Origin of the sequence: Pseudoalteromonas sp. HF66, from assembly GCF_011806445.1 — a bacterium.
Taxonomy (GTDB): Bacteria; Pseudomonadota; Gammaproteobacteria; order Enterobacterales; family Alteromonadaceae; genus Pseudoalteromonas; species Pseudoalteromonas apostichopi.
Genome location: NZ_JAATOU010000006.1, coordinates 105,765 through 127,199, shown reverse-complemented (window position 1 = coordinate 127,199; position 21,435 = coordinate 105,765). Strand labels below are relative to the sequence as shown.

19 protein-coding genes are annotated in these 21,435 nt (G+C 40.9%); 10 read left to right on the top strand and 9 right to left on the bottom strand.

Features of this window, described 5'->3' with window-relative positions; all coding sequences use genetic code 11:
- Nucleotides 1-8 precede the first annotated feature (8 nt).
- From HCZ11_RS08290 to HCZ11_RS08270, 5 genes are all read right to left on the bottom strand, one after another.
- A complete protein-coding gene (locus HCZ11_RS08290; RefSeq protein ID WP_130049638.1) occupies nt 9-566 on the bottom strand; it encodes a YqgE/AlgH family protein in 558 nt (185 codons plus the stop codon).
- Between the two features lie 24 nt (nt 567-590).
- On the bottom strand, nt 591-1,544 hold the full coding sequence (gene gshB / locus HCZ11_RS08285; protein WP_167658188.1) for a glutathione synthase: 954 nt from the start codon (nt 1,542-1,544) through the stop codon (nt 591-593).
- A gap of 68 nt (nt 1,545-1,612) precedes the next feature.
- Nucleotides 1,613-2,347: a 16S rRNA (uracil(1498)-N(3))-methyltransferase gene (gene rsmE / locus HCZ11_RS08280; protein ID WP_167658187.1), complete on the bottom strand. Its 735-nt coding sequence runs from the start codon at nt 2,345-2,347 to the stop codon at nt 1,613-1,615.
- A 69-nt stretch (nt 2,348-2,416) separates the two neighbouring features.
- Nucleotides 2,417-2,878 (bottom strand): hypothetical protein, encoded by a 462-nt coding sequence (locus HCZ11_RS08275; RefSeq protein ID WP_167658186.1) that lies wholly within the window; start codon nt 2,876-2,878, stop codon nt 2,417-2,419.
- Between the two features lie 28 nt (nt 2,879-2,906).
- A complete protein-coding gene (locus HCZ11_RS08270) occupies nt 2,907-3,800 on the bottom strand; it encodes a hypothetical protein (protein ID WP_130049634.1) in 894 nt (297 codons plus the stop codon).
- A gap of 72 nt (nt 3,801-3,872) precedes the next feature.
- On the opposite strand from HCZ11_RS08270, the gene glnE reads away from it, so the two are divergent.
- Nucleotides 3,873-6,659, top strand: a complete 2,787-nt coding sequence (gene glnE / locus HCZ11_RS08265; protein ID WP_167658185.1) for a bifunctional [glutamate--ammonia ligase]-adenylyl-L-tyrosine phosphorylase/[glutamate--ammonia-ligase] adenylyltransferase — start codon at nt 3,873-3,875, stop codon at nt 6,657-6,659.
- Here glnE and HCZ11_RS08260 read toward each other — a convergent pair.
- From HCZ11_RS08260 to tolC, 3 genes are all read right to left on the bottom strand, one after another.
- A complete protein-coding gene (locus HCZ11_RS08260) occupies nt 6,656-7,231 on the bottom strand; it encodes a TcpQ domain-containing protein (protein WP_130049632.1) in 576 nt (191 codons plus the stop codon). The two genes, glnE and HCZ11_RS08260, sit on opposite strands and share 4 nt — an antisense overlap.
- Before the next feature lie 59 nt (nt 7,232-7,290).
- A complete protein-coding gene (lpxL, locus tag HCZ11_RS08255; RefSeq protein WP_167658184.1) occupies nt 7,291-8,217 on the bottom strand; it encodes an LpxL/LpxP family Kdo(2)-lipid IV(A) lauroyl/palmitoleoyl acyltransferase in 927 nt (308 codons plus the stop codon).
- A 107-nt stretch (nt 8,218-8,324) separates the two neighbouring features.
- On the bottom strand, nt 8,325-9,665 hold the full coding sequence (gene tolC / locus HCZ11_RS08250) for an outer membrane channel protein TolC (RefSeq protein ID WP_130049630.1): 1,341 nt from the start codon (nt 9,663-9,665) through the stop codon (nt 8,325-8,327).
- Between the two features lie 150 nt (nt 9,666-9,815).
- On the opposite strand from tolC, the gene HCZ11_RS08245 reads away from it, so the two are divergent.
- Genes HCZ11_RS08245 through parC form a run of 7 tightly spaced genes read left to right on the top strand, consistent with a single transcriptional unit; the run spans nt 9,816 to nt 17,614 of the window.
- The gene (locus tag HCZ11_RS08245; protein WP_130049629.1) at nt 9,816-10,448 is read left to right on the top strand and encodes an NUDIX domain-containing protein; all 633 of its coding nucleotides are present in this window, start codon (nt 9,816-9,818) and stop codon (nt 10,446-10,448) included.
- Nucleotides 10,449-10,457: 9 nt separating this feature from the next.
- Nucleotides 10,458-10,916 carry a DUF1249 domain-containing protein gene (locus tag HCZ11_RS08240; RefSeq protein WP_130049628.1) on the top strand — a complete coding sequence of 153 codons (459 nt, stop codon included), beginning with the start codon at nt 10,458-10,460 and terminating at the stop codon, nt 10,914-10,916.
- Nucleotides 10,903-11,685 carry a metallophosphoesterase gene (locus tag HCZ11_RS08235; protein ID WP_130049627.1) on the top strand — a complete coding sequence of 261 codons (783 nt, stop codon included), beginning with the start codon at nt 10,903-10,905 and terminating at the stop codon, nt 11,683-11,685. The genes HCZ11_RS08240 and HCZ11_RS08235 overlap by 14 nt, the downstream gene beginning before the upstream one ends.
- A complete protein-coding gene (locus HCZ11_RS08230; RefSeq protein WP_130049626.1) occupies nt 11,670-12,230 on the top strand; it encodes a YqiA/YcfP family alpha/beta fold hydrolase in 561 nt (186 codons plus the stop codon). The genes HCZ11_RS08235 and HCZ11_RS08230 overlap by 16 nt, the downstream gene beginning before the upstream one ends.
- Before the next feature lie 33 nt (nt 12,231-12,263).
- Nucleotides 12,264-14,153, top strand: a complete 1,890-nt coding sequence (parE, locus tag HCZ11_RS08225; RefSeq protein ID WP_130049625.1) for a DNA topoisomerase IV subunit B — start codon at nt 12,264-12,266, stop codon at nt 14,151-14,153.
- A 52-nt stretch (nt 14,154-14,205) separates the two neighbouring features.
- On the top strand, nt 14,206-15,306 hold the full coding sequence (locus tag HCZ11_RS08220; RefSeq protein ID WP_130049624.1) for a sorbosone dehydrogenase family protein: 1,101 nt from the start codon (nt 14,206-14,208) through the stop codon (nt 15,304-15,306).
- Nucleotides 15,307-15,316: 10 nt separating this feature from the next.
- Nucleotides 15,317-17,614: a DNA topoisomerase IV subunit A gene (parC, locus tag HCZ11_RS08215; RefSeq protein WP_130049623.1), complete on the top strand. Its 2,298-nt coding sequence runs from the start codon at nt 15,317-15,319 to the stop codon at nt 17,612-17,614.
- Nucleotides 17,615-17,646: 32 nt separating this feature from the next.
- Here the strand turns inward: parC and HCZ11_RS08210 are convergent, their stop codons facing one another.
- Nucleotides 17,647-19,962 carry a M66 family metalloprotease gene (locus tag HCZ11_RS08210; protein ID WP_167658183.1) on the bottom strand — a complete coding sequence of 772 codons (2,316 nt, stop codon included), beginning with the start codon at nt 19,960-19,962 and terminating at the stop codon, nt 17,647-17,649.
- 272 nt (nt 19,963-20,234) lie between these two features.
- Here HCZ11_RS08210 and HCZ11_RS08205 point away from each other — a divergent pair, with 272 nt between their 5' ends.
- Nucleotides 20,235-20,948 carry a 1-acylglycerol-3-phosphate O-acyltransferase gene (locus tag HCZ11_RS08205; RefSeq protein ID WP_175580404.1) on the top strand — a complete coding sequence of 238 codons (714 nt, stop codon included), beginning with the start codon at nt 20,235-20,237 and terminating at the stop codon, nt 20,946-20,948.
- Nucleotides 20,948-21,283 carry a ribonuclease E inhibitor RraB gene (rraB, locus tag HCZ11_RS08200; RefSeq protein WP_167658182.1) on the top strand — a complete coding sequence of 112 codons (336 nt, stop codon included), beginning with the start codon at nt 20,948-20,950 and terminating at the stop codon, nt 21,281-21,283. Before HCZ11_RS08205 ends, rraB begins: the two co-directional genes overlap by 1 nt.
- Nucleotides 21,284-21,435 lie beyond the last annotated feature (152 nt).

Below are 21,435 nucleotides of genomic sequence, written 5' to 3'. Positions count from 1 at the left end.
TTTAAATGTTAAGCGTGGCCTGCTTCAGAGCTTAATTGCCCGACATCAAAACCGAGCATAGAAACCGCTTTTTCCCAGCGTTTTTCGACTGGAGTATTAAAGATGATTTCAGGATCAGCTTTGATAATTAACCAGGAGTTTTCTAACAGCTCTTGTTCTAATTGGCCTTGATCCCAGCCAGCATAGCCAAGAGTGATAATAAATTGATCAGGTGCCTCACTTGTGGTTAAGCTTGCTAACACATCTTTTGAGGTCGTGATCATAATGTCACTGCTGAGCTTTTGACTCGCTGCATAACCAGGCTTTGGCGAATGTAAAACAAACCCGCGATCGGTTTTTACAGGTCCGCCAGCATACACAGCTAAGCCTGCAGCTTGTTTGCTTTTGTCGTTATCAATTTCGATTTTATCGAGTAGCTCGCCCACAGTGATGTTGATAGGCTGGTTAATCACCAAGCCCATTGCACCATCTTGATTGTGCTCACAAATATAAGTGACAGCACGCTTAAAAAAAGGGTCTTGCATGCTCGGCATCGCGATTAAGAAATGATTCTCTAATGACTGCATAGGTCGCCCCTTTTGTTGTTTAAATTAAGTATGGCTCAGTTTTCTTTCAATGGCATCAAATAAGTGACCAGTGATTGAAATATCATAAGCAGCTTCAATCTCTTTTACACACGTTGGCGCAGTGACATTGATTTCAGTTAAGCGGTCGCCAATGATATCTAGACCAACAAAAATAAGGCCTTTTTCTTTCAATGTCGGCGCAACTGCTTCAGCAATTTTGCGGTCTGAGTCGCTAATAGGGCGTGCTTCGCCACGACCACCCGCTGCTAAGTTACCGCGCGTTTCGCCATTTTGTGGAATACGCGCTAAGCAATATGGCATCACTTCACCATCAACTACAAGTACGCGTTTGTCGCCTTGTTTGATTTCAGGAATATAATTTTGTGCCATTGCAAAACGGTTACCATGCTCGGTTAATGTTTCGCAGATCACACCTATATTCGCATCATCCTCTTTAACACGAAAGATAGATGCCCCTCCCATGCCATCAAGCGGCTTTAAGATAATATCTTTATGCTCAGCTAAAAATGCACGAATGTCTGCTTGGCTTCGAGTTACCAATGTATCAGGGGTATGTTCGCTAAACCAAGCTGTAAATAGCATCTCGTTGGCATCACGTAAGCTTTGAGGCTTGTTGATAATAAGAGTACCGGCTTGCTCGGCACGCTCTAAAATATAGGTTGCGTAGATATACTCAGTATCAAAAGGTGGATCTTTACGCATTAAAATTACGTCTAAATCAGCTAAAGCAATAGTGGCTTTTTCTTCTAACTCGTACCAGTGATTTACATCATCAAAAACACGGGCTTTGGCTGCAGTTGCATAGCCTTGACCTTGACGCAGAGACAGGTCATCCATTTCCATGTAGTAAATTTCGTAACCGCGCTTTTGTGCTTCCATCATCATTGCAAAGCCAGTGTCTTTTTTAATATTAAAGCCACTTATTGGATCAGAGATTATGCCTAACTTAATTGCCATTATTTTGCCTTAGAATCGTATGCCATACTGTGTTTTGTTACTTTGATATATGGGTGTTTTTACGGTTTTCAATTCGCTAAATCGCCAAACTGTAATTGCAGTGCGCTTAACACAGTCAGGGCCGCTGTTTCTGTCCGCAAAACACGAGGGCCTAAACGAATATCAACAAATTTTTGTTGTTTAGCTATATCGATTTCTTCATCGGTAAAACCACCTTCAGGACCCACTAAAAAACGCACGCCCTCGCTAGGCACATGAATAGTTTTAATGCTGTGCTCAGCACGTGGATGTAAGGTGAGTTTTATTGCTTCACTTGCTTGCTCTAACCATTCTTTTATATCGATAGGAGGATGTACAACTGGTACATAATTGCGGCCAGATTGTTCTGCTGCAGCAATTGCAATTTTTTGCCATTGTTGGTGTTTTTTATGCAGTCTATCGCCACTGAGTTTTACACCACAACGTTGACTAAAAATAGGAGTGATTTCTGTGATACCTAACTCTACAGATTTTTGAATAGTGAAATCCATTTTATCGCCACGAGAAATACCTTGGCCCAAGTGAATTTTTAAAGGCGATTCAACATCATGATCAATAAATTCTTGTGGCTCGACCACCACATTTTTTTTGCTGACTTCAATAATCTCACTGAGGTATTCACCTCCTTCACCATTAAAAATCGAGACCTTATCACCGACTTGCATACGTAATACACGGCCAATGTGACCTGCTGCATCATCATCAAGTGCTAATGGTGTGTTTAAAGAAATCGCTGAGGGTTGGTAAATATGTGGAACTCGCATGGCTGTCACTTATCAATAATTTTAGCAATATGGTAAGTATACAGCGGTTTAGGTGCAATTATTTATTTGTTAATTAAACTCATCTTTGGCAGTTAAGGCGTGGGCAGTTGTTTCGGCTATTTCAGATTGGCAAGATAAGTGATTAATGTGAGCTGCATCAGGGCAGGGAGTAAAGCCAAATCCTTGTCCTTCTTGCTGCACTAAGTAACGTATTTTGTGCAATGAGTTATAGATAAACTTTTGTGCGTCGTCTGCCAGTTGGTAGTCAGTTTGGTTTATCAATACACCTTGTATGTTGTGATGTTCATGTAAATAGCTAGCTAATTCTGAAACACTAATCTCATTACTAAAATCACAGTAGCAATAATCTTTAACGAGTTGATCGAACATGAGCTTTACCATGCTACGGCTATTAGCTCCAGCCACCACAAGGGTTGAGTTTTCGGCATTTGCAAAATAGTGCTGAGCAAATGCACGACTAAACTCATTATCGATATCAACTAATAAATAATTATTAACTTTAAATGGCATAACGCCTCACGATTCAAGAACTTCCGTATCAAATTGAAAACATACTTATTAGTAAATAGCCTATTGCACCGAAAACGGCAAACTCAATACAGGCTATGCCAATGTTATCTTGGTGGTCTACTTCTAACGATGTGTCGATATTGGGTAAAGATATATATTTAATAATATAGCTCAAAATATACAACAATACCCACATTGCACCGCAATGAGATACTAGAGTGAATAAATTTTCTACCATCTTACCACTAATAAAGGATGCACTGGCAAGACCAGCATAACCCGCAAGTGCTAGGCCAATAGACTTACCCGCATAGCGAATACCAATAGAAGTATTTTCAAGATTAAAATTACTTTGTAGCGATGCACCTTGGTTGGCTTTGGCAAAGCGATACTCTCGGATTTTACTATCAAGGGCAAACATACCTTGCAGCACAAAAAAGCTTACAGTGGCGATCAGCAAGCTGCTATAGCCTTGGGTATGGCACCAGTTATATAGACCAAGAGCAATAATACAGTTTGCGATTAACATGCCTGAGTCGACTAAAGCAGCACAGACATTTTGTTTTAATATGGCCGCTTCTTCGTTAAAGCGATGCAAAATCCATTTACGGTGAATTAAGTGACCTATTTTGATAAAGCTAAATAACAGCACAATAAGTAATAGGACCTTGAGCGGGTTAGACTGCGCTGCACTTAAGCTAATTTCATCAAATATATAGGCAATGGTAGCAATAACAACCATGATCTCACTGGCAAAGCTGATCCCCATAGCAAAGTTATCATGCTGTGCAAGCTCTTCTTTAAGCGCTTGTTTTGCTTTGATTTGCGTTAGAATACGTAGCAGTACTATAGTGACGCAAATTACAGCGAAACTAATAGCAATCGCGACTAAACTAGTGTTAGATAGTGATAAATATGACATGCAGGTCCCTGCTAAATAATTCTTTGATAATCATTCTAGTACGGTTATTGGCAAGTTAAAAGAGAGTATTTAATGAGTAATTTACACGCGCTTACCGAGTCACTACATCAGTTAGGCCAAACCCGCTTCGAGAGCCTGTATAAAGGGCAAACGGAGCAAGAGAAAATTATTAACTTATTGTCTTTAAGTGACTTTGCGTGGAATTGCTTACAGTCTCAACCAGACCTAAAAGATTGGTTACTAGATGATAATGAACTCACTAACCGTAAGATTGAAGCTCCGTTAAACAGTGCTGAAATTAGCGAACTTGACGACAATGCAGCGATGGCAAAGCTGCGCTTATATCGCGAAAGGTACTGGTTGAAAGTGGCTTTTCTTGATTTGTGTTGTGCTAACCCAATTGCTGACAGTATTGCTTATATCTCAGCGCTTGCAAACCAGCTTATCGATAGTGCTAATCAATGGGCATTTGCACAAGTAGCTAAAGTCAGCGGCATGCCGCTTGATGATGACGGTAATGCAATGCCAATGTTAGTTTTAGGCATGGGGAAACTTGGCGGAGGAGAACTTAACTACTCATCTGACATTGATTTAATTTTCTCTTATCCACGCGATGTTGCAACACAAGGTGGTCGCCGCTCCATTGAAGCCCAGGTGTTTTATACTAAAGTGGCGCAAAAACTAATTATGGCGCTTAACCAAACTACGGTAAATGGCCAAGTATTTCGGGTCGATATGCGTCTGCGCCCATTTGGTGAAAGTGGGCCTTTGGTGATGAGTTTTAATGCAATGGAAGACTATTACCAAGAGCAAGGGCGTGAGTGGGAACGTTATGCCATGCTAAAAGGGCGTTTAATTGGCTCAGAAAATCGTTATTGGGACGAGTTTTATGAATTGCTTCGCCCGTTCGTTTATCGTCGCTATATTGATTTCTCGGTGATTGAATCGTTACGTAAAATGAAGCAAATGATTGCTCAAGAGGTACGCCGAAAGCGCCTTACAAACAATATTAAATTGGGTGCAGGCGGCATTCGAGAAGTGGAGTTTATAGTGCAAGCTCTGCAAATGGTGCGAGGAGGGCGTGAAGCTAATTTACAAACTCAGTCATTATTGGTTGCTTTAAAAGAGCTCGTAAACAACCAAGTTATGTCGAATAAAGAAGCTGAGTTATTAACACAGAACTATTTAGATTTACGTCAAATTGAGCAGTACCTACAGATTTTCGATGATAAACAAACGCAAACCTTGCCTGATGACGAGCTAAACCAACAACGTTTATGTTATTTGCTCAACAAAGAAGATTTTAATCAGTGTTTAATTAGCATTGAGCAGACCATGTCCCAAGTACATAGTGAATTCGAACAAGTGATTGGCTTTGAAAGTGAAACGGCGGATCCTTGTGAAAGTGAGTATATTAGCGCTTGGGAAATGACTGATGTTAGCCTGATGTGTGAGCCGAACCTTGATTGGCAACCGGCGCTTGAAGATTTTAAAGCGCGATTAACTAAGGCGAAAATTGGCAGTCGAGGTCGTGATATCCTCGATAAATTAATGCCGCTTTTACTTAAACAACTCACTGTAACTAAAGCGAGCTGTGGTGCCTTTACCATGATTTGCCAAGTACTGAATAAGATCATTTCACGAACCGCCTACTTGGAGCTGTTATACGAAAATCCCGGTGCGTTAAATCAGCTGGTTTCACTTTGTTGTCATAGTAAATGGATAGGTGAGCATATTTCTCGCTACCCAATTTTACTTGATGAGCTGATCGATCCTCAGGTGCTCTATAAACCGACGCCTCTGTCTGCTTACAAAAATGAAATTAGACAGTATTTCTTACGCATTGAGCATGGTGACTTAGAATTGCAAATGGAAGCACTTCGTCAGTTTAAACAAACACATCAATTACGTATTGCCGCAGCAGATGCAACAGGTGTTCTTAGTGTAATGAAAGTAAGTGATCACCTTACTGCGCTTGCTGAGGCTATTGTAGAGCAAGCTGTAAATATAGCATGGCATGCCTGTGTTGAGCGCTTTGGTCAACCAGCGAATACTTCAGAGCAAGAAAAAGGCTTTGCAGTGATAGCGTATGGTAAAACGGGCGGTTTTGAAGTCGGTTACGATTCAGATCTTGATCTTGTGTTTGTGCATAACCACGATGGTAGCAGTTACACTGATGGTGATAAGTCGATTGATTCTAGGCAGTTCTACTTAAAGCTGGCGCAGCGCTTAATGCACTTATTCAATACTCGCACCGCTTCTGGCATTTTGTATGAGCTTGATACTCGCTTAAGGCCTGAAGGAGCGTCTGGGTTACTGGCTATTAATCTAGAAAGCTTTTATCACTATCAACAAACTCAAGCATGGACTTGGGAGCATCAAGCACTAGTCCGCTCACGAATGATTTATGGGCAAACCTCATTGAGCGAGCGTTTTGCACAAATTCGCAAAGACGTTTTATGCCAAGCCCGCGATAATGAAAAGCTGAAAACAGATGTCGTTGAGATGCGTGAAAAAATGCGCGCTCACCTTGCTAAAGGGAATGATGAGCTATTTGACTTAAAACAAGATAGGGGCGGTATTACAGATATTGAGTTTATCACTCAGTACTTGGTGTTGAATAATGCTATGCAGCACCCTGAGCTAACTACTTGGTCTGATAATGTGCGTATTTTAGCTGATGCAGCTCGTTTGGATTGTATCAGTGAACAAATGCAGCAAGAGTTAATCGCTGCGTATATTGCGTATCGTTCACGCTATCATGTGATGAGTTTGAATCAGCAAGGGCGTTGTGCGCCACGTGCTGAGTTAACTCAGCACATCGACTTAGTTAGTCAGGCGTGGCAGCAGGTGTTTTAGCTTTTTAAGCGACGGCAGTTTTCGCGCACATAAGCTGAGGGCAGCTCGGTTATTACCGCTGCTCTTTGCTTAAAGCAGAAGTAAGTGTAAACCTCATTTTCGAAATCATCGTTGATGGCGCGGCCAACTTGGTAAAGTGTTGAGACAAAATTACTATCAACGCGAAAATGGTCTTTTACCACATAGTCTTTACTTAAATACCAGTACAGCACGATATCTTCGTGGCGGGCATAATCCGCGAGTACATCTTTTAGAGTATTACCACTTTCAAAACGACGTGGTTGAATCTCTCCAGTCCAGTTTGGCGATGAAGGATCGACTACTTTTTCACGTTCAAAAAGTGCTACATCAAGGCTGGTTTCTGGCGTAGGCAATTTAAGAACGTACTTATCTCGTTCGTTATTTTTGTCATTTACTTGGTTACGTAGTGCTGCATAAAAGCGCGATAAGCCTTGTGCCGCAGCATTCTTAGTATCTTTCATGTCCATTACTGGACCACTACCGAATAAAAAGTAAATAGCAGCAGCAATTAAAATAAATGCTAGTGATAAATGCTTAACCCAGAACCACATTTCTAATACTCTTGTTGTTGATTAGCTTTATAAAACCATACAAACAGCAAAATGTCACTCTACTTGTAATAAGAAGGGGCATTCTTGTCTGGACGAGTTTTAAAGCGGCGATGTAGCCACATGTACTGTTCTGGCGCTAAATCGATGGCTTGCTCCATACGTTGATTTACATGAGTAACATCAACAAGATCATCACCACTTGGGAAGTTTTCAAGAGCAGGTAACACTTCTAGGTGGTAGCGACCATTTTCATCACGACGACTAGTTAAACTCACCGTTTCGCAGTTGCGGCTACTTGAAAATAGCAGCGTCCCCGTTGTTGTTGCAGCTTCTTTTACCGCATAAAAGGGGGCAAATTCACAACGTTTACGGCCGTAATCTTGATCTGGCAAGTAGTAGCAAACTTTTTTATTTTTAAGTGCTTTTAATAAGCCTTTGACATCTTTTTTGCCAATTAAGTATTCGTTTGAACGAAGACGACCGTTAGTCGTGAAATATTCCATCAAAGGGTTATTGTGTGGGCGATAAAAGCCAATGCCTTGGTGTTTTACACCCATAATACGGCTCGCCATTTCTAAGTGTAAAAAGTGTGGCACAAGTAACAGCACACCTTTACCTGCTTGCTGAGCCTTTTCAAAGTGCTCAAGACCTTTAACTGAACCAAACACTTTATTGATACGCCACTGGGGCCACCACCAAGCCATGCCGGTTTCCATCATTGCAACACCGGTATTTTCCATATTTTTAAGTACTAATTCGCGTTGTTCATGTTCTGGCATATCAGGAAAACATAAACGAATATTCACTTCAGCAATATGACGGCGGCGCTTCATAAAACGGTGTACTAAACGACCAAGTAGTTTTCCAAGCGCTAGTTGTAATTTATGTGGTAACCAAGAGATAAGATATAAAAAGAACACGCCAACCCAAGTTAACCAGTAACGAGGGCCTAAAAAAGACGCCTTAAAAGGAGATGAACTAACCACAAAAAAATCTCTGAAAATAAAAAAGCTAGTTTAACTGTATGTCTTTAAAAATACAAAAAAGCCAGCACGAGGCTGGCTTTTAAATAAGGACTCATTAGAAGAAATTACTAGATTTCTTTTAAACCTTGGTTAATTGCCGCAAGGTCTTCGCTTGTTAGTGTACCAGCAGCTTGCTTCAAACGAAGTGTTGAAACAACATAGCGGTAACGAACGTTTGCTAAATTACTTTTTGCATTATAAAGGTTTTGCGTGCTGATCAGTACGTCTACGATAGTACGTGTACCAACTTCAAAGCCTGCTTCAGTTGCTTTAAGCGCACTTTCAGCAGAAACAACAGCTTGTTGTAGAGCTTTATAAGTTGCGATGTCAGATACCACTTGGTTGTATGATGTGATAACTGAGCGGGTTACTGCACGTAAGCTTGCTTCTAAGTCTTCACTTGCCGCGACATAGTAAGCACGAGCTTGCTCAGTTGCAGCGGTAGTTGCACCACCTGAGTAGATAGGCAGGCTAAAGTTTACGCCAATTTTAGCACTATCTTCACGTGGCTTATGTGAGTTACTGTTTAAGTCAGTTAGGCTGTCACCATATGAAGCATTTAATGTTAGCTTCGGATAATGCCCCGCTTTTGCTAAATCGATTTGATCTTTAGCAATATCAACCGTGACTTTTGAAACTTGCAGATTTAAGTTGTTGTCTTTTGCAATTTCGATGTAGTCAGTTGACTGTTTTTTAGGTGCAACCGTTGAAAACGTTTCGGTATTCAACATATCTAATTTAGCGTGGTATTTACCTGTGATTTCGCGAAGCTGCTCACGAGCTGTTTCAACACTATTCTTAGCAACAATTTCTTGCGCAACAGAGTTATCGTACTGAGCTTGCGCTTCGTGAACATCAGTAATCGCTGTTAAACCAACCGCATAACGTTCTTTAGTTTGTTGCAATTGGCGCTCGATAGCGCGCTTTTCTGCTTGTACGAACTCAAGGTTATCGATTGCACTTAGTACGTTGAAGTAACCCTCAGCAACACGAACGATTAAATCTTGGCGAGCAAAGTCGTACTGAGCATTTGCTTGTAGTGCTTGTTTATCTGCAATACCAAGTGAATTCCATGCGCCTAAATCAAACAGTGTTTGGTTTAAGCTGATACTACGGCTAAATTCATCAGGATCATAGTCATAACCGGTATAACCCGTTGCATCATTACCGTCATAAAGATCTGATTTGGTTGATTGGTAACCAAGGCTTAAACCAATTTGTGGTAATAGTGCACTTAACGCGCGATCGCTCTCATAGGCTTGCGCATCTGCTTGGGCTTTTGCTTTAAGTACGGTAGGATCGTTTGCCGTAGCAATCTCGTATACTTGCAGTAAGTCTTCAGCATAACTAGCTGTTGCAGTCAGTGCGCTTGAAAACCCGATCAGCGCAGCGAGTAGTGTTTTTTTCATTGTTCGTTCAGTCCTTAGACAATTTTGTACTGTCACCATGGTACTCTTTTTTAATGAATAACCAAAAAAAAATTACGTAAATCTGCATGTCCAAGTGTAACAGAATATAATTGGCCGTAACATTTACTTAAAACGTAAAGGAAATAGTGAATGAAAATATCAGCAATCTCACAATTTAACCATGATGACATAGAGTTAAAGCCGATTGAGCGTGTTTATGATGGTTTCTTTAAAATTAATACTTATCGCTTTCATCATGCATTGTTTGCTGGTGGTAAATCGGTAGAAGTTAAACGCGAAATATTAGAACGTGGTCATGCTGTTGCAGTACTTCCTTATGACCCTACGACCGACCAAGTTTTATTAATCGAGCAAATCCGAATAGGTGCGTTAGCATCCAAGCAGTCACCTTGGTTGCTTGAGTGTATTGCAGGCATGGCTGATGGCAGTACTGATTACGAAGATGTTGCTAAGCGAGAAGCATTTGAAGAAGCGGGCATTGAGCTTAATGAGCTAGAATTTATGATGTCTTACCTTTCAAGCCCTGGTGGTACAACAGAGCGTTTGTATTTATATTTAGCACGCACTGACTTAGCTGGGTATCAAGGTGGAATTTTTGGTCTAGATAATGAAGATGAAGATATCAAAACTCATGTAATGTCATACGATGAGGCTATGTTACGTTTAGAGCAAGGTGAAATAGACAATGCTGCCACAGTTATCTCATTACAGTGGTTAGCACTGAATAAGCAACGTATACTGTCTGATTGGAAAAACTCATAGGGGATTATTTTGTCGTATGTCAGTGCCCAGCAGCGTTATATTCAAAGCTTACCTAAGTATTTAACTTTGTGTGAGCATAACTATGTGCGTGCGCTTAAACTATTACCACATGAGCGTCGTGTAGGTCAGGAGCGAAAGGTGCAATTAGGCCATAGTACCTTTGCTGTTAAAGTTGACGATACAGCAAAATACACCACAGATATTTCTATTAGCCAAGAGGCGGGTAATTTAGCCTCAGTTAAGCCTTTGTATTTAACTGTGCGTATGTACCATGATGCGAAAGTAGCCGAAATTGTGCATCATGATTTTCATCAGCGTATTAAGCCTTCTTACGCTTATCCAAACCCGAACATGCATCAAAAAGATGAAAAATATCAGCTTAATGCCTTTTTGTATGACTGGCTGATTGCTTGTGTTGAAAATGGCCGAGCAGTTTTAAATTGGGATGTAAACAATGGCTTGGTTTAGTAATGCCTACCATTTTGATAAAACAGCGCTAAAAGTCGCTCATATCACTGACTGCCATCTATCAAAAGATACTAGTGGTGAATACTTTAGCGTGAATACGGCAGCATATTTTGCGCGTTGTTTACAGGCTATTGCTGAGCAAAATGCGGATTGTGTGGTGTTTGGTGGTGATTTAACACAAGATCACAGCAGTGAGTCTTATCAGCTTTTTGCTAAGTTAATAGAAGACGCAGCGCTCAATTGTCCGGTATTTTGGCTGCCGGGTAATCATGATGAACTTTTTGAATATGAAGCGCTTACAAGTTCACAAATTCTAAGTAGTAAACGTATTACCTTTTTAGGTGGGCAACTACTTTTGGTAAACTCAAAAGGTTCGACCCCTGCAGGCTGGGTAACACAAACACATTTAAATGAATTAAGCGAGGCGATAGGACAAGTCCCGAGCGTAGTGTTTTGTCATCATAATCCGCTACCTATTCAGGCTTACTTAGATAAGCATATGTTAGAAAATGGTCCGCAGTTTTTAAATACCTGTGTCAACAGTCAGCAGTGTATTGGCGTGTTCCATGGCCATGTTCATCATGAGTACACTCAAAACTACCGTGATCTCAGTGTGTTTGCGACACCAGCCAGTTCGATACAATTTACTAAGCACACCATGGCATGGCAGCAAGAGGACTTAGGCCCTGCATTTCGACTCATCAACTTAAACATTGATGGGCAACAAAATTTACTGTTAAGCACGGATGTAGTATGGCTAAACGAGTAATTTATATACACGGCTTTAATAGCTCTGAGCAATCTTATAAAGCAGTTCGTTTTGGTAAGCATATGGCGCAATTCGATGTAGATTATCAGGTGCCGCGACTAACTCATGAGCCGTTACATGCAATTTTACAATTAGAACAACTGTTAAATGATGATACTGTATTACTAGGTAGTTCATTAGGCGGTTTTTATGCGACCTATTTGTCGCAACGTTATTCGATACCCGCGGTGGTAATTAATCCTGCGGTTCGCCCATTTGAGTTACTCGATAACTATTTAGGGGAAAATTATAACCCGTATCAAGATAGTCACTATGAACTTGGTACTCGTCACATGGATGCATTGCGCAGTTTATATTTGCCGCAATTAGACACCCCTTCATTGATTTATTTGTTACAGCAAACGGGCGATGAAGTACTGCCTTTTCAGCAGGCGGTTAAATATTATTCTCAGTGTAAGCAACACGTTGAATTTGGAGGCGATCATAGTTTTATCGGCTTCGAACAAACCTTTGCAAGTATTGTAGATTTTCTTAAAATCACGTAAAACATAGCTAAGCGCATAAAAGATATAAAAACTATGAGTCAGCAAAATTATAACGCCGAAGCAATTGAAGTCTTAAACGGGTTAGAGCCCGTAAAACGCCGCCCAGGTATGTATACCGATACGGTTCGTCCTAACCACTTAGGTCAAGAGGTTATCGATAACAGTGTCGATGAAGCAATGGCAGGTCATGCAACAAAAATAGATGTCATCCTTCATGAAGATAACTCGCTTGAGGTTATCGATGATGGCCGTGGTATGCCAATTGATATACACCCAGAAGAGGGTATTCCGGGTGTGGAACTTATTTTTACCAAGCTGCACGCTGGTGGTAAGTTCTCTAATAAAAACTATCAGTTTTCAGGTGGTTTACACGGTGTAGGTATTTCGGTTGTGAATGCGCTATCGACTCGTGTTGAAGTTACCGTCCGTCGTGATGCACAGCAATTTCGCATGGCCTTTGAAAACGGCGATAAAGTTGAAGACTTAAACGTGATTGGCACTGTGGGCAAACGTAACACAGGTACAACCGTGCGTTTTTGGCCTGATGCCAGCTATTTTGACTCAGCTAACTTCTCTCTTACTAAGCTTAATCATTTATTAAAAGCCAAAGCGGTATTATGCCCAGGCCTGCGCATAAAGTTTACCAACAAGCAAACTAAAGAAAGCCAAGAGTGGTATTACGAAACGGGCTTAAAAGACTATCTAGTTGAAGCAGTTAAAGGCTTTGAAGTATTACCAAAAGAACCTTTTATTGGTGAGTTTTCAAGCTCAACAGAAGGCGCTGACTGGGCTGTTGTGTGGTTACCAGAAGGCGGTGAATCGATCGCTGAGAGTTATGTTAACTTAATTCCTACCGCTCAAGGCGGTACGCATGTCAATGGCTTGCGTCAAGGCTTGCTTGAAGCAATGCGTGAATTCTGTGAATTCAGAAACTTATTACCACGAGGCGTAAAGCTTACGCCAGATGATATCTGGGAGCGTTGTAGCTACGTATTGTCGGTTAAAATGCAAGACCCGCAGTTTGCAGGCCAAACGAAAGAGAAGTTATCATCTCGCTCATGTGCTGCGTTTGTCTCGGGTGTGGTGAAAGACTCATTCAGTTTATGGTTAAACGAACATACTGAAACCGCTGAATTATTAGCTGAGCTATGTATCTCAAATGCACAGCGCCGTTTACGTGCTGCTAAAAAAGTCGTGCGTAAGCGCATTACCTCAGGCCCTGCATTACCCGGTAAATTAACTGATTGTAGCGCTCAAGATAATGACCGCACTGAACTGTTTTTAGTAGAGGGTGACTCTGCAGGTGGTTCAGCAAAACAAGCGCGCGACCGTGAATTCCAAGCAATTATGCCGCTGCGCGGTAAAATATTAAATACGTGGGAAGTTGAGTCAGGGCAAATTTTAGCATCACAAGAGGTGCATGATATTTCTGTGGCCCTTGGTATCGACCCTGACTCAAGTGATTTATCTGGTCTGCGTTATAACAAAATTTGTATTTTGGCCGATGCTGACTCGGATGGATTACACATTGCCACCTTGCTTTGTGCGCTGTTTGTTCGTCACTTTCCATCGCTAATAAAACAAGGCCACGTGTACGTAGCTATGCCTCCGCTATTTCGTATCGACATTGGTAAAGAGGTTTATTACGCCCTTGATGAAGATGAAAAGAACGGTATTTTAGCGCGCATTGAAGCCGAGAAAAAACGCGGTAAAGTCAATGTTCAACGCTTCAAAGGGTTAGGTGAAATGAATCCGTTACAATTACGCGAAACGACCATGGATCCTAATACACGTCGTTTAGTGCAATTAACCTTGGACGAAGAAGAGCAAACTATGGAAATGATGGATATGTTACTTGCGAAGAAACGTTCGTCAGACCGCCGTCAGTGGTTAGAAGATCACGGTAACCGCGCTGAAGTTTAATAAAGTGTGTGGCAATCTAGTTTCTAGCAAAGAATTAAAGGGCAAGACAAAAATGAAAAAAATACTGACCTCAATATTATCGCTGAGCTTGTTATCAGCGCCTGTAATGGCAAAAGATATTCTTGATAAGTTAACAGTTACTGATGGTTTTTCTATTAGTCTGTTTGCTGATGATGTTGAAAATGCGCGTCAAATAGCGGTTTCAAAAAGAGGCATTGTTTACGCAGGTTCCCGTAAAGCAGGAAATGTTTATGCTCTGATTGATCACAACAGTGATGGTGTGGCTGATAGAAAAATGGTTATTGCCACAGGTCTTGAAATGCCATCAGGTTTAGCAATCAAAGACGGTGACTTATATGTGGCTGAAGTGTCACGCATCATTCGTTTTAAAGACATCGATAAAAACCTAAAAGATCCAAAATTCGATGTGGTTTACGACAAGTTTCCGACTGATCGTCACCATGGTTGGAAGTTCATTAGTTTTGCGCCAACGGGTGAGCTAATTGTGCCTGTGGGTGTGCCATGTAACATTTGTGCTGAAGACGACAAGTACGGTCGTATCTTTTCGTTAGATGTGGATACAAAAGAAATTAAAACAATCGCCAAAGGAGTTCGTAACTCAGTTGGTTTTGATTATCACCCTACAACTAATGCATTTTGGTTCAGCGACAATGGCCGTGACATGATGGGTGATGATATGCCACCTTGTGAAATTAACCGTGTTGGTGAAGGTGAAGAGGGCGCCCATTATGGTTTCCCTTATGTTCACGCAGGTGCAATTTTAGATCCTGAGTTTGGTAAAGGTAAAAGTATTGCCGACTACAAATCACCAGCTCTTGCATTAGGTGCTCATGTTGCACCACTGGGTATTCATTTTTATAACGGCAAGCAGTTCCCTGCGAAATACAAAGAACAGCTGTTTGTTGCTGAGCATGGCTCTTGGAACCGCAGTAAAAAATCAGGCTATAGAGTGATGCTAGCGAATGTTGAGCAAGGTCGTATTACTAAGTACACCCCGTTCATCACAGGTTTTATGCAAAACGAAGAAACATTTGGTCGCCCAGTTGCATTTGCAGAGCTTGCAGATGGCAGCTTATTGATCTCAGACGACTTTGCTAACGCGATTTATCGTGTTAGTGCTAAGAAAAAATAGGTAAGCGTTAATGAGTGATACAGATACCTTGCTGATGCAAGGCGTAGAACAACAAACAATGGGGCGCTTTACTGAAGACGCCTACTTAAACTACTCAATGTACGTCATTATGGACCGTGCTTTACCTCACGTAGGTGACGGTCTAAAACCTGTACAGCGTCGTATCATTTATGCAATGAGCGAACTGGGGTTATCGGCGCAAGCAAAATATAAAAAATCAGCGCGTACCGTGGGTGATGTACTAGGTAAATACCACCCGCATGGTGATAGTGCTTGTTACGAAGCGATGGTGTTAATGGCACAGCCGTTTTCTTATCGCTACCCGCTGGTGGATGGTCAAGGTAACTGGGGGGCTGCGGATGATCCTAAGTCATTTGCTGCAATGCGTTACACCGAAGCGCGTTTATCTAAGTTCTCAGAAGTTCTACTAAAAGAGCTTGGTCAAGGCACCGTAGATTGGACCGCAAACTTTGACGGCACACTCGATGAGCCAATGGTATTGCCTGCGCGTTTACCGCATATCTTACTTAATGGTGTAACCGGTATTGCGGTGGGTATGGCAACTGATATACCCCCACATAATGTTCGTGAAGTTGCCAGTGCTTGTTGTTTATTACTTGATAAGCCAAAGACTGAAATCGAAGAGTTGCTTGAGTTAGTGCATGCGCCTGACTACCCAACAGAAGCTGAGATCATCACACCGAAAGACGATATTCGTAAGATTTATCAAACTGGACGTGGCTCTATCAAGATGCGTGCAATTTACACTGAAGAGCAAGGCGACATAGTGATCACTGCGCTGCCTCACCAGTGTTCAGGTGCAAAAGTGCTCGAGCAAATAGCAGCTCAAATGAATGCTAAAAAGCTGCCGATGGTTGCGGATTTACGTGACGAATCTGATCACGAAAATCCAACCCGTATTGTAATTGTTCCACGCTCAAACCGCATTAAAGCTGAGCCATTAATGGCTCACTTATTTGCAACCACAGATTTAGAAAAAAACTACCGTGTAAACCTAAACATGCTTGGCCTTGATGGTCGTCCGCAAGTTAAAGATTTACGTAGTATCTTAACAGAGTGGTTAACTTTCCGCCGCGAAACAGTTCGCCGTCGCTTACAACACCGTTTAGATAAAGTACTCGCACGCTTACATATTTTAGAAGGTTTATTAACGGCCTTTTTAAACATTGATGAAGTCATCGAAATTATCCGTACTGAAGATAAACCAAAGCCTGTTTTAATGGAGCGTTTTGGTTTAACTGATATTCAAGCGGAAGCGATTTTAGAGTTAAAACTACGTCATTTAGCAAAACTTGAAGAGTTCAAGATAAAAGGTGAGCAAGATGAGCTTGCGCTTGAGCGTGACAAGTTAGAGCAAACTCTTGGTTCAGAGCGTCGTATGTCGACCTTGATGAAAAAAGAAATCCAAGAAGCGGCAGAAATGTACGGTGATGAGCGTCGCTCGCCTGTCGTTGAACGTGTCGAAGCTAAAGCACTTAGTGAAAAAGATCTTATCCCTTCAGAGTCAGTCACCGTTGTATTATCTGAAAAAGGCTGGGCTCGTGTCGGTAAAGGTCATGATTTAGATGTTGAAGGACTAAGTTATAAGTCAGGCGACAGCTATAAAGCCTCTGCGCGAGGTAAGAGTAATCAGCCAGCAGTGTTCCTTGACTCAAGTGGTCGTGCTTTTGCGACTGATGCGCATAGCTTACCTTCAGCACGAAGCCAAGGTGAGCCAATGACTGGGCGTTTTAATTTAAGCTCTGGCGCTAACTTTGAGCATGTGGTGATGGCAGAAGATAACCAAGTGTTGTTAATGGCTTCAGATGCGGGTTACGGCTTTATTAGCGACTTTAAAGATCTTGTGAGTAAGAACAAAAACGGTAAAGCGCTGGTTAGCGTACCTAAAGGCGGTGAATTACTCGCGCCAATTAGAGTTACTGATGTAGCGACAGATTACTGTATGGCTATTTCTAACGAAGGCCGAATGTTGTTATTCCCACTGCGCGATCTACCTAAGCTTAGTAAGGGTAAAGGAAATAAGATTATTTCTATTCCTAGTGCGAAAGTACAAGCTCGTGAAGAGTTCGTAAAAGTGCTCGCGGTTGTACCAGAAGGCAGTAGTGTAACCTTACATGCAGGAAAGCGAAAACTGACACTTAAACCAAGTGATCTTGAGCATTACCATGGCGAACGGGGTAGGCGAGGTAACAAGTTACCGCGTGGTCTACAACGGGTAGATGAAGCTGTTATTGAATTTACACAAGTTGATGATAATGAAGAGCCAACTTCAGAAGTAACAGAATAAAAATAAGGCCCGAAAGGGCCTTATTTTTTGCATCAATTCGCTATAACTTTCATTGATGCCGGCTTAGAAAAGTTAAGATAATGACCATTATCAGCTTTTACTTCCATTAATTCCTGATGACTTGTATGCCCGGTAAATTGAGCTGTTCGTCGATAAGAGAGGTTCGGCCAATCTGATAATACAACGGCTACACCGGGGGCTGCTTTTATATAAACTGGGTGTTTATAAATAAAAGAAGGTAGTTTGTAACCAGAGCGTTCATTTGCACTGAGGCAGTACTCACTTTGATCTATTAAGCTCACAATACAACCTAAGGCTTCTTTTGAACTAAAAACGCGCATTGATCTTGGCTTAGAAAAGTCAAGGTAATGGCCATTTTTAGCAAGTACTTTTTTAAGTTTTTCATGTTCAACAGTTCCATTGAACGTAGCTATACGGTTATAAGACAAATTAGTGTAATCAGATAACATGACTTGCAAACCTTGTGGTGCTCTCACATAAATTGGCTTCTTGTGCACAAATGCAGGTAAAGAACTTACTTTTTGCCCATCCTCAAGACAAAACTCCTCATTTGTTTCGATATTAACAATACAGGCTTTTGGCTTGTCAAATGTACTGACTATCGAGGTTGCTAAATTTTGTTTTGCGGGTTTTAAATTTTTAGCTGCTAAGATATTTGAACCACAGTGAATCGAAGCAAAAACAGGATTGGCAGACTGTTCGATATTGATATGAAACTTATTCATTTTATCTGTATTTAATCGATTCTCAGGCAAATTAAAAGTTTTTGTACCTGCTTTTTCAGTGACCACAATTAATTGGCAGCTAGACTTTGCAAAGTTATCTTTATACACCGCACCAGATGAGCCATGAAGCGCAGGATAGATAAAGCTTGAAAGTTGCTTGTTGGGATCATAAAAGCCAATCAGAGTCGTAATGGCAACATCTTGCTTGTAAGGTGTTCTTTGCAAATTACTCTTCGTATTTGTATCTACTACAATATTACTCCACGGTTCCATTTTTTTACTAACAGGATTCCATTTTGTGAAACCTGTCATTGAACTTGGAGAAAAATTAGCTTTGCTTTCAAAAAAACGCTGAATACGATTTAGCTCATATGGAGTGTGTAACGTATATTTATTGAATTCGTAATACATTGGCCCACCACCAGACATTGATCCTTTACCATATTGGTGGCCATTAAAAGACGCAATACACGTTTCCTTATAGCAACGGTCTTTGTAAGTTACTATAGATGAAAAGTTAGGTATAAATTTATCTAAATCCGCATCCCAACCCCAGGTTGAGTTACGTTCATCCGCAGGACGATGCAACACACCATCTACACCACCAGGGTAGTGTCCCATACCATAATTATGGCCAAGTTCATGGCTAAACTCATTTCCTTCAGAGCGGCGCAAGGTGACCATTCCAGCCCCTCCGGATAAACCATGAACAAAAATACCATTACTATATTTACCGATAGCATTATGAGCGGTTAATTGTGCACTACTGAATGGATGTGAAGTGGGACCAGACATTCCTGAAGCGTTAATTCCATAGTTAGCGTTATTAATACCGTGGGAAAATAAGTTCTTTGCGATTTGATGACGCATATCACCGCTATAAACCCCTCCTTTACTCGGATCTGAGTCGGTAAGTAAGTTACCATTTGGCAACATTACTTCAGTAAGGTGAATCGGCTCGAACTTATTAACTGTTAATTTACTGAGCGGGACTTGTTGGAAATACTGTCGATGTAAGTCTGGATCATTTTGAAATGTGAATTTGTCACGATAAGGCGTAAGTAAACCAATATCTATTGTGTTAATGATTAAGTTTGAGCTTCCACCTACAGTAACGTTCTTCAGCTCTCCTTGTTTCTCTTCAAACTGGAAAGAGAGGCGCATATTTGGTTTAACAACAGATGCGGGGACTATAGTTGAAAATGTGTCTTCACTATAACTAATTGGGTTGTCACTATCTTCAAACCCAAAAGGTTTAGTGAAGTTTTCTGGCGAGCGCATATATGTTTGGTAAAGCAGGCTATTATTGTGATCAAGTACGCTTAATATAATTTTTGCATCATTATTCAATTTATCATGTGGCTTAAACATGATCATCGTTCTTCGTTCGGCTACCAAGTGAGGTTGAATGTCGTCTTCAACCCCATTTTGTGATGGCGTAATTGAGTTTTGTGCAAAAAGGACCGTGGCTGGGAAGTTTCCTGTTGTGTCACTATGAAACTCGTTTTGATTAAATGTATTGGTCTGTAAGGCCGATACATTAAAGGAGTGACACAATGCAAATGAGCCAAGTAACGCTATGACTATAGGAGTTTTTTTCATTAGCACTTACCGTTTTTTGTAGTTTATAAATAGGGTAGGGGTATGAAAAAGTTAGCATTTTAAAAGCCATTACTCTTTAAGAGGCTTCATAATTTTTTTTGAGAAAAATCTGTAAATACAAAGAGGCCTCTCACGTTTGTTTGTCGTTTTTATGCTCATTATTTGTAGTGAAATGATGATATATTGCTTAGGCTTACACATGTGCGCTTAAAGCTATGGCTATGGCACTTTTCACGTTATAATGCGCGCTGTTTAGTACGAGGAGAATTCGTTTGTTAGCTTTTTTTCGCATCATTTTCATGGCTTTATTTATAATTTTAAGCTGTGTGTTTGGTTTGCTCTTATGTATTGTTAAGCCATTTCATACCAATAATGTACATATTATTTCAGGTTGGTTTTGCAAGGTAGCTAAAATTTTAGGTGTAAAACTTGAGCTTAAATACCACGATGATCCAAAAAATATAGGCCCTGCTGTGTATGTGGCAAATCATCAAAATAACTATGACCTATTCACTTTACCTGCCATGGTGCCAGAGAACTGCGTAAGCCTAGGTAAAAAAAGCCTTAAATGGATCCCGTTTTTTGGTCAGCTGTATTGGTTATCGGGTAACATATTGATTGACCGTGTAAATCGTTCAAAAGCCGCAGGCACAATTTCTAAATCAGCTGAGAAAATAAAACAAAAAGGTCTATCTGTTTGGATGTTTCCTGAGGGCACACGAAGCTATGGTCGTGGTTTATTACCTTTTAAAACAGGGGCATTTCACACAGCAATGAGTGCTGATGTGCCCGTTGTGCCAGTTTGTATGAGTACAACGCACAAAACTATTAAGCTAAATCGCTGGGATAATGGTACAATTTACCTCGAAATGTTAGCGCCGATTTATCTTGATAAAGACGTATCTGCTCGTGACCATGCTTCACATGTTCATCAGATTATGGCTGCTAAAATAACTGAATTAGATGCTCAAGTGAGAAACAAATAATGGAAAATTGGCGCGAAATTACTGAAGACATCGTTACTTCATTACTTGAAGATGGCTCAGATCCTGAAGTACTTTATGAAGTGGAACACCACTTTGTTAGCGAAAATTTTGAAAAGTTAGAGCAAGCAGCTTTAGCCGCTTTTAAACTAGGCTACGATGTTGAAGAGCCAGCTGAACTTGAGCTAGAAGACGGCGAGAAAGTATGGAGCTTTGACGTGGTTGTTGAGTGTGAGCTTGACGTAGAAGCTATTATGGAAGATGTCGATAAGCTAGAAGCACTTGCTCAGCAAACAGGTGTTGAATACGACGGCTGGGGTACTTACTTTCAGGAATAAACAGCTAGAGAGCTGTCAGCTTTCAGGGATAAAGTTAGCGAGTTGCTACTTTCTAACTTTCCCCTAGAAACTTTCTAACTTCCTCCTTTCTAACTCATACCTATTTCGTATTCGCTAGCCAATCTATAGACATTTGTAATCAATTAGCGATA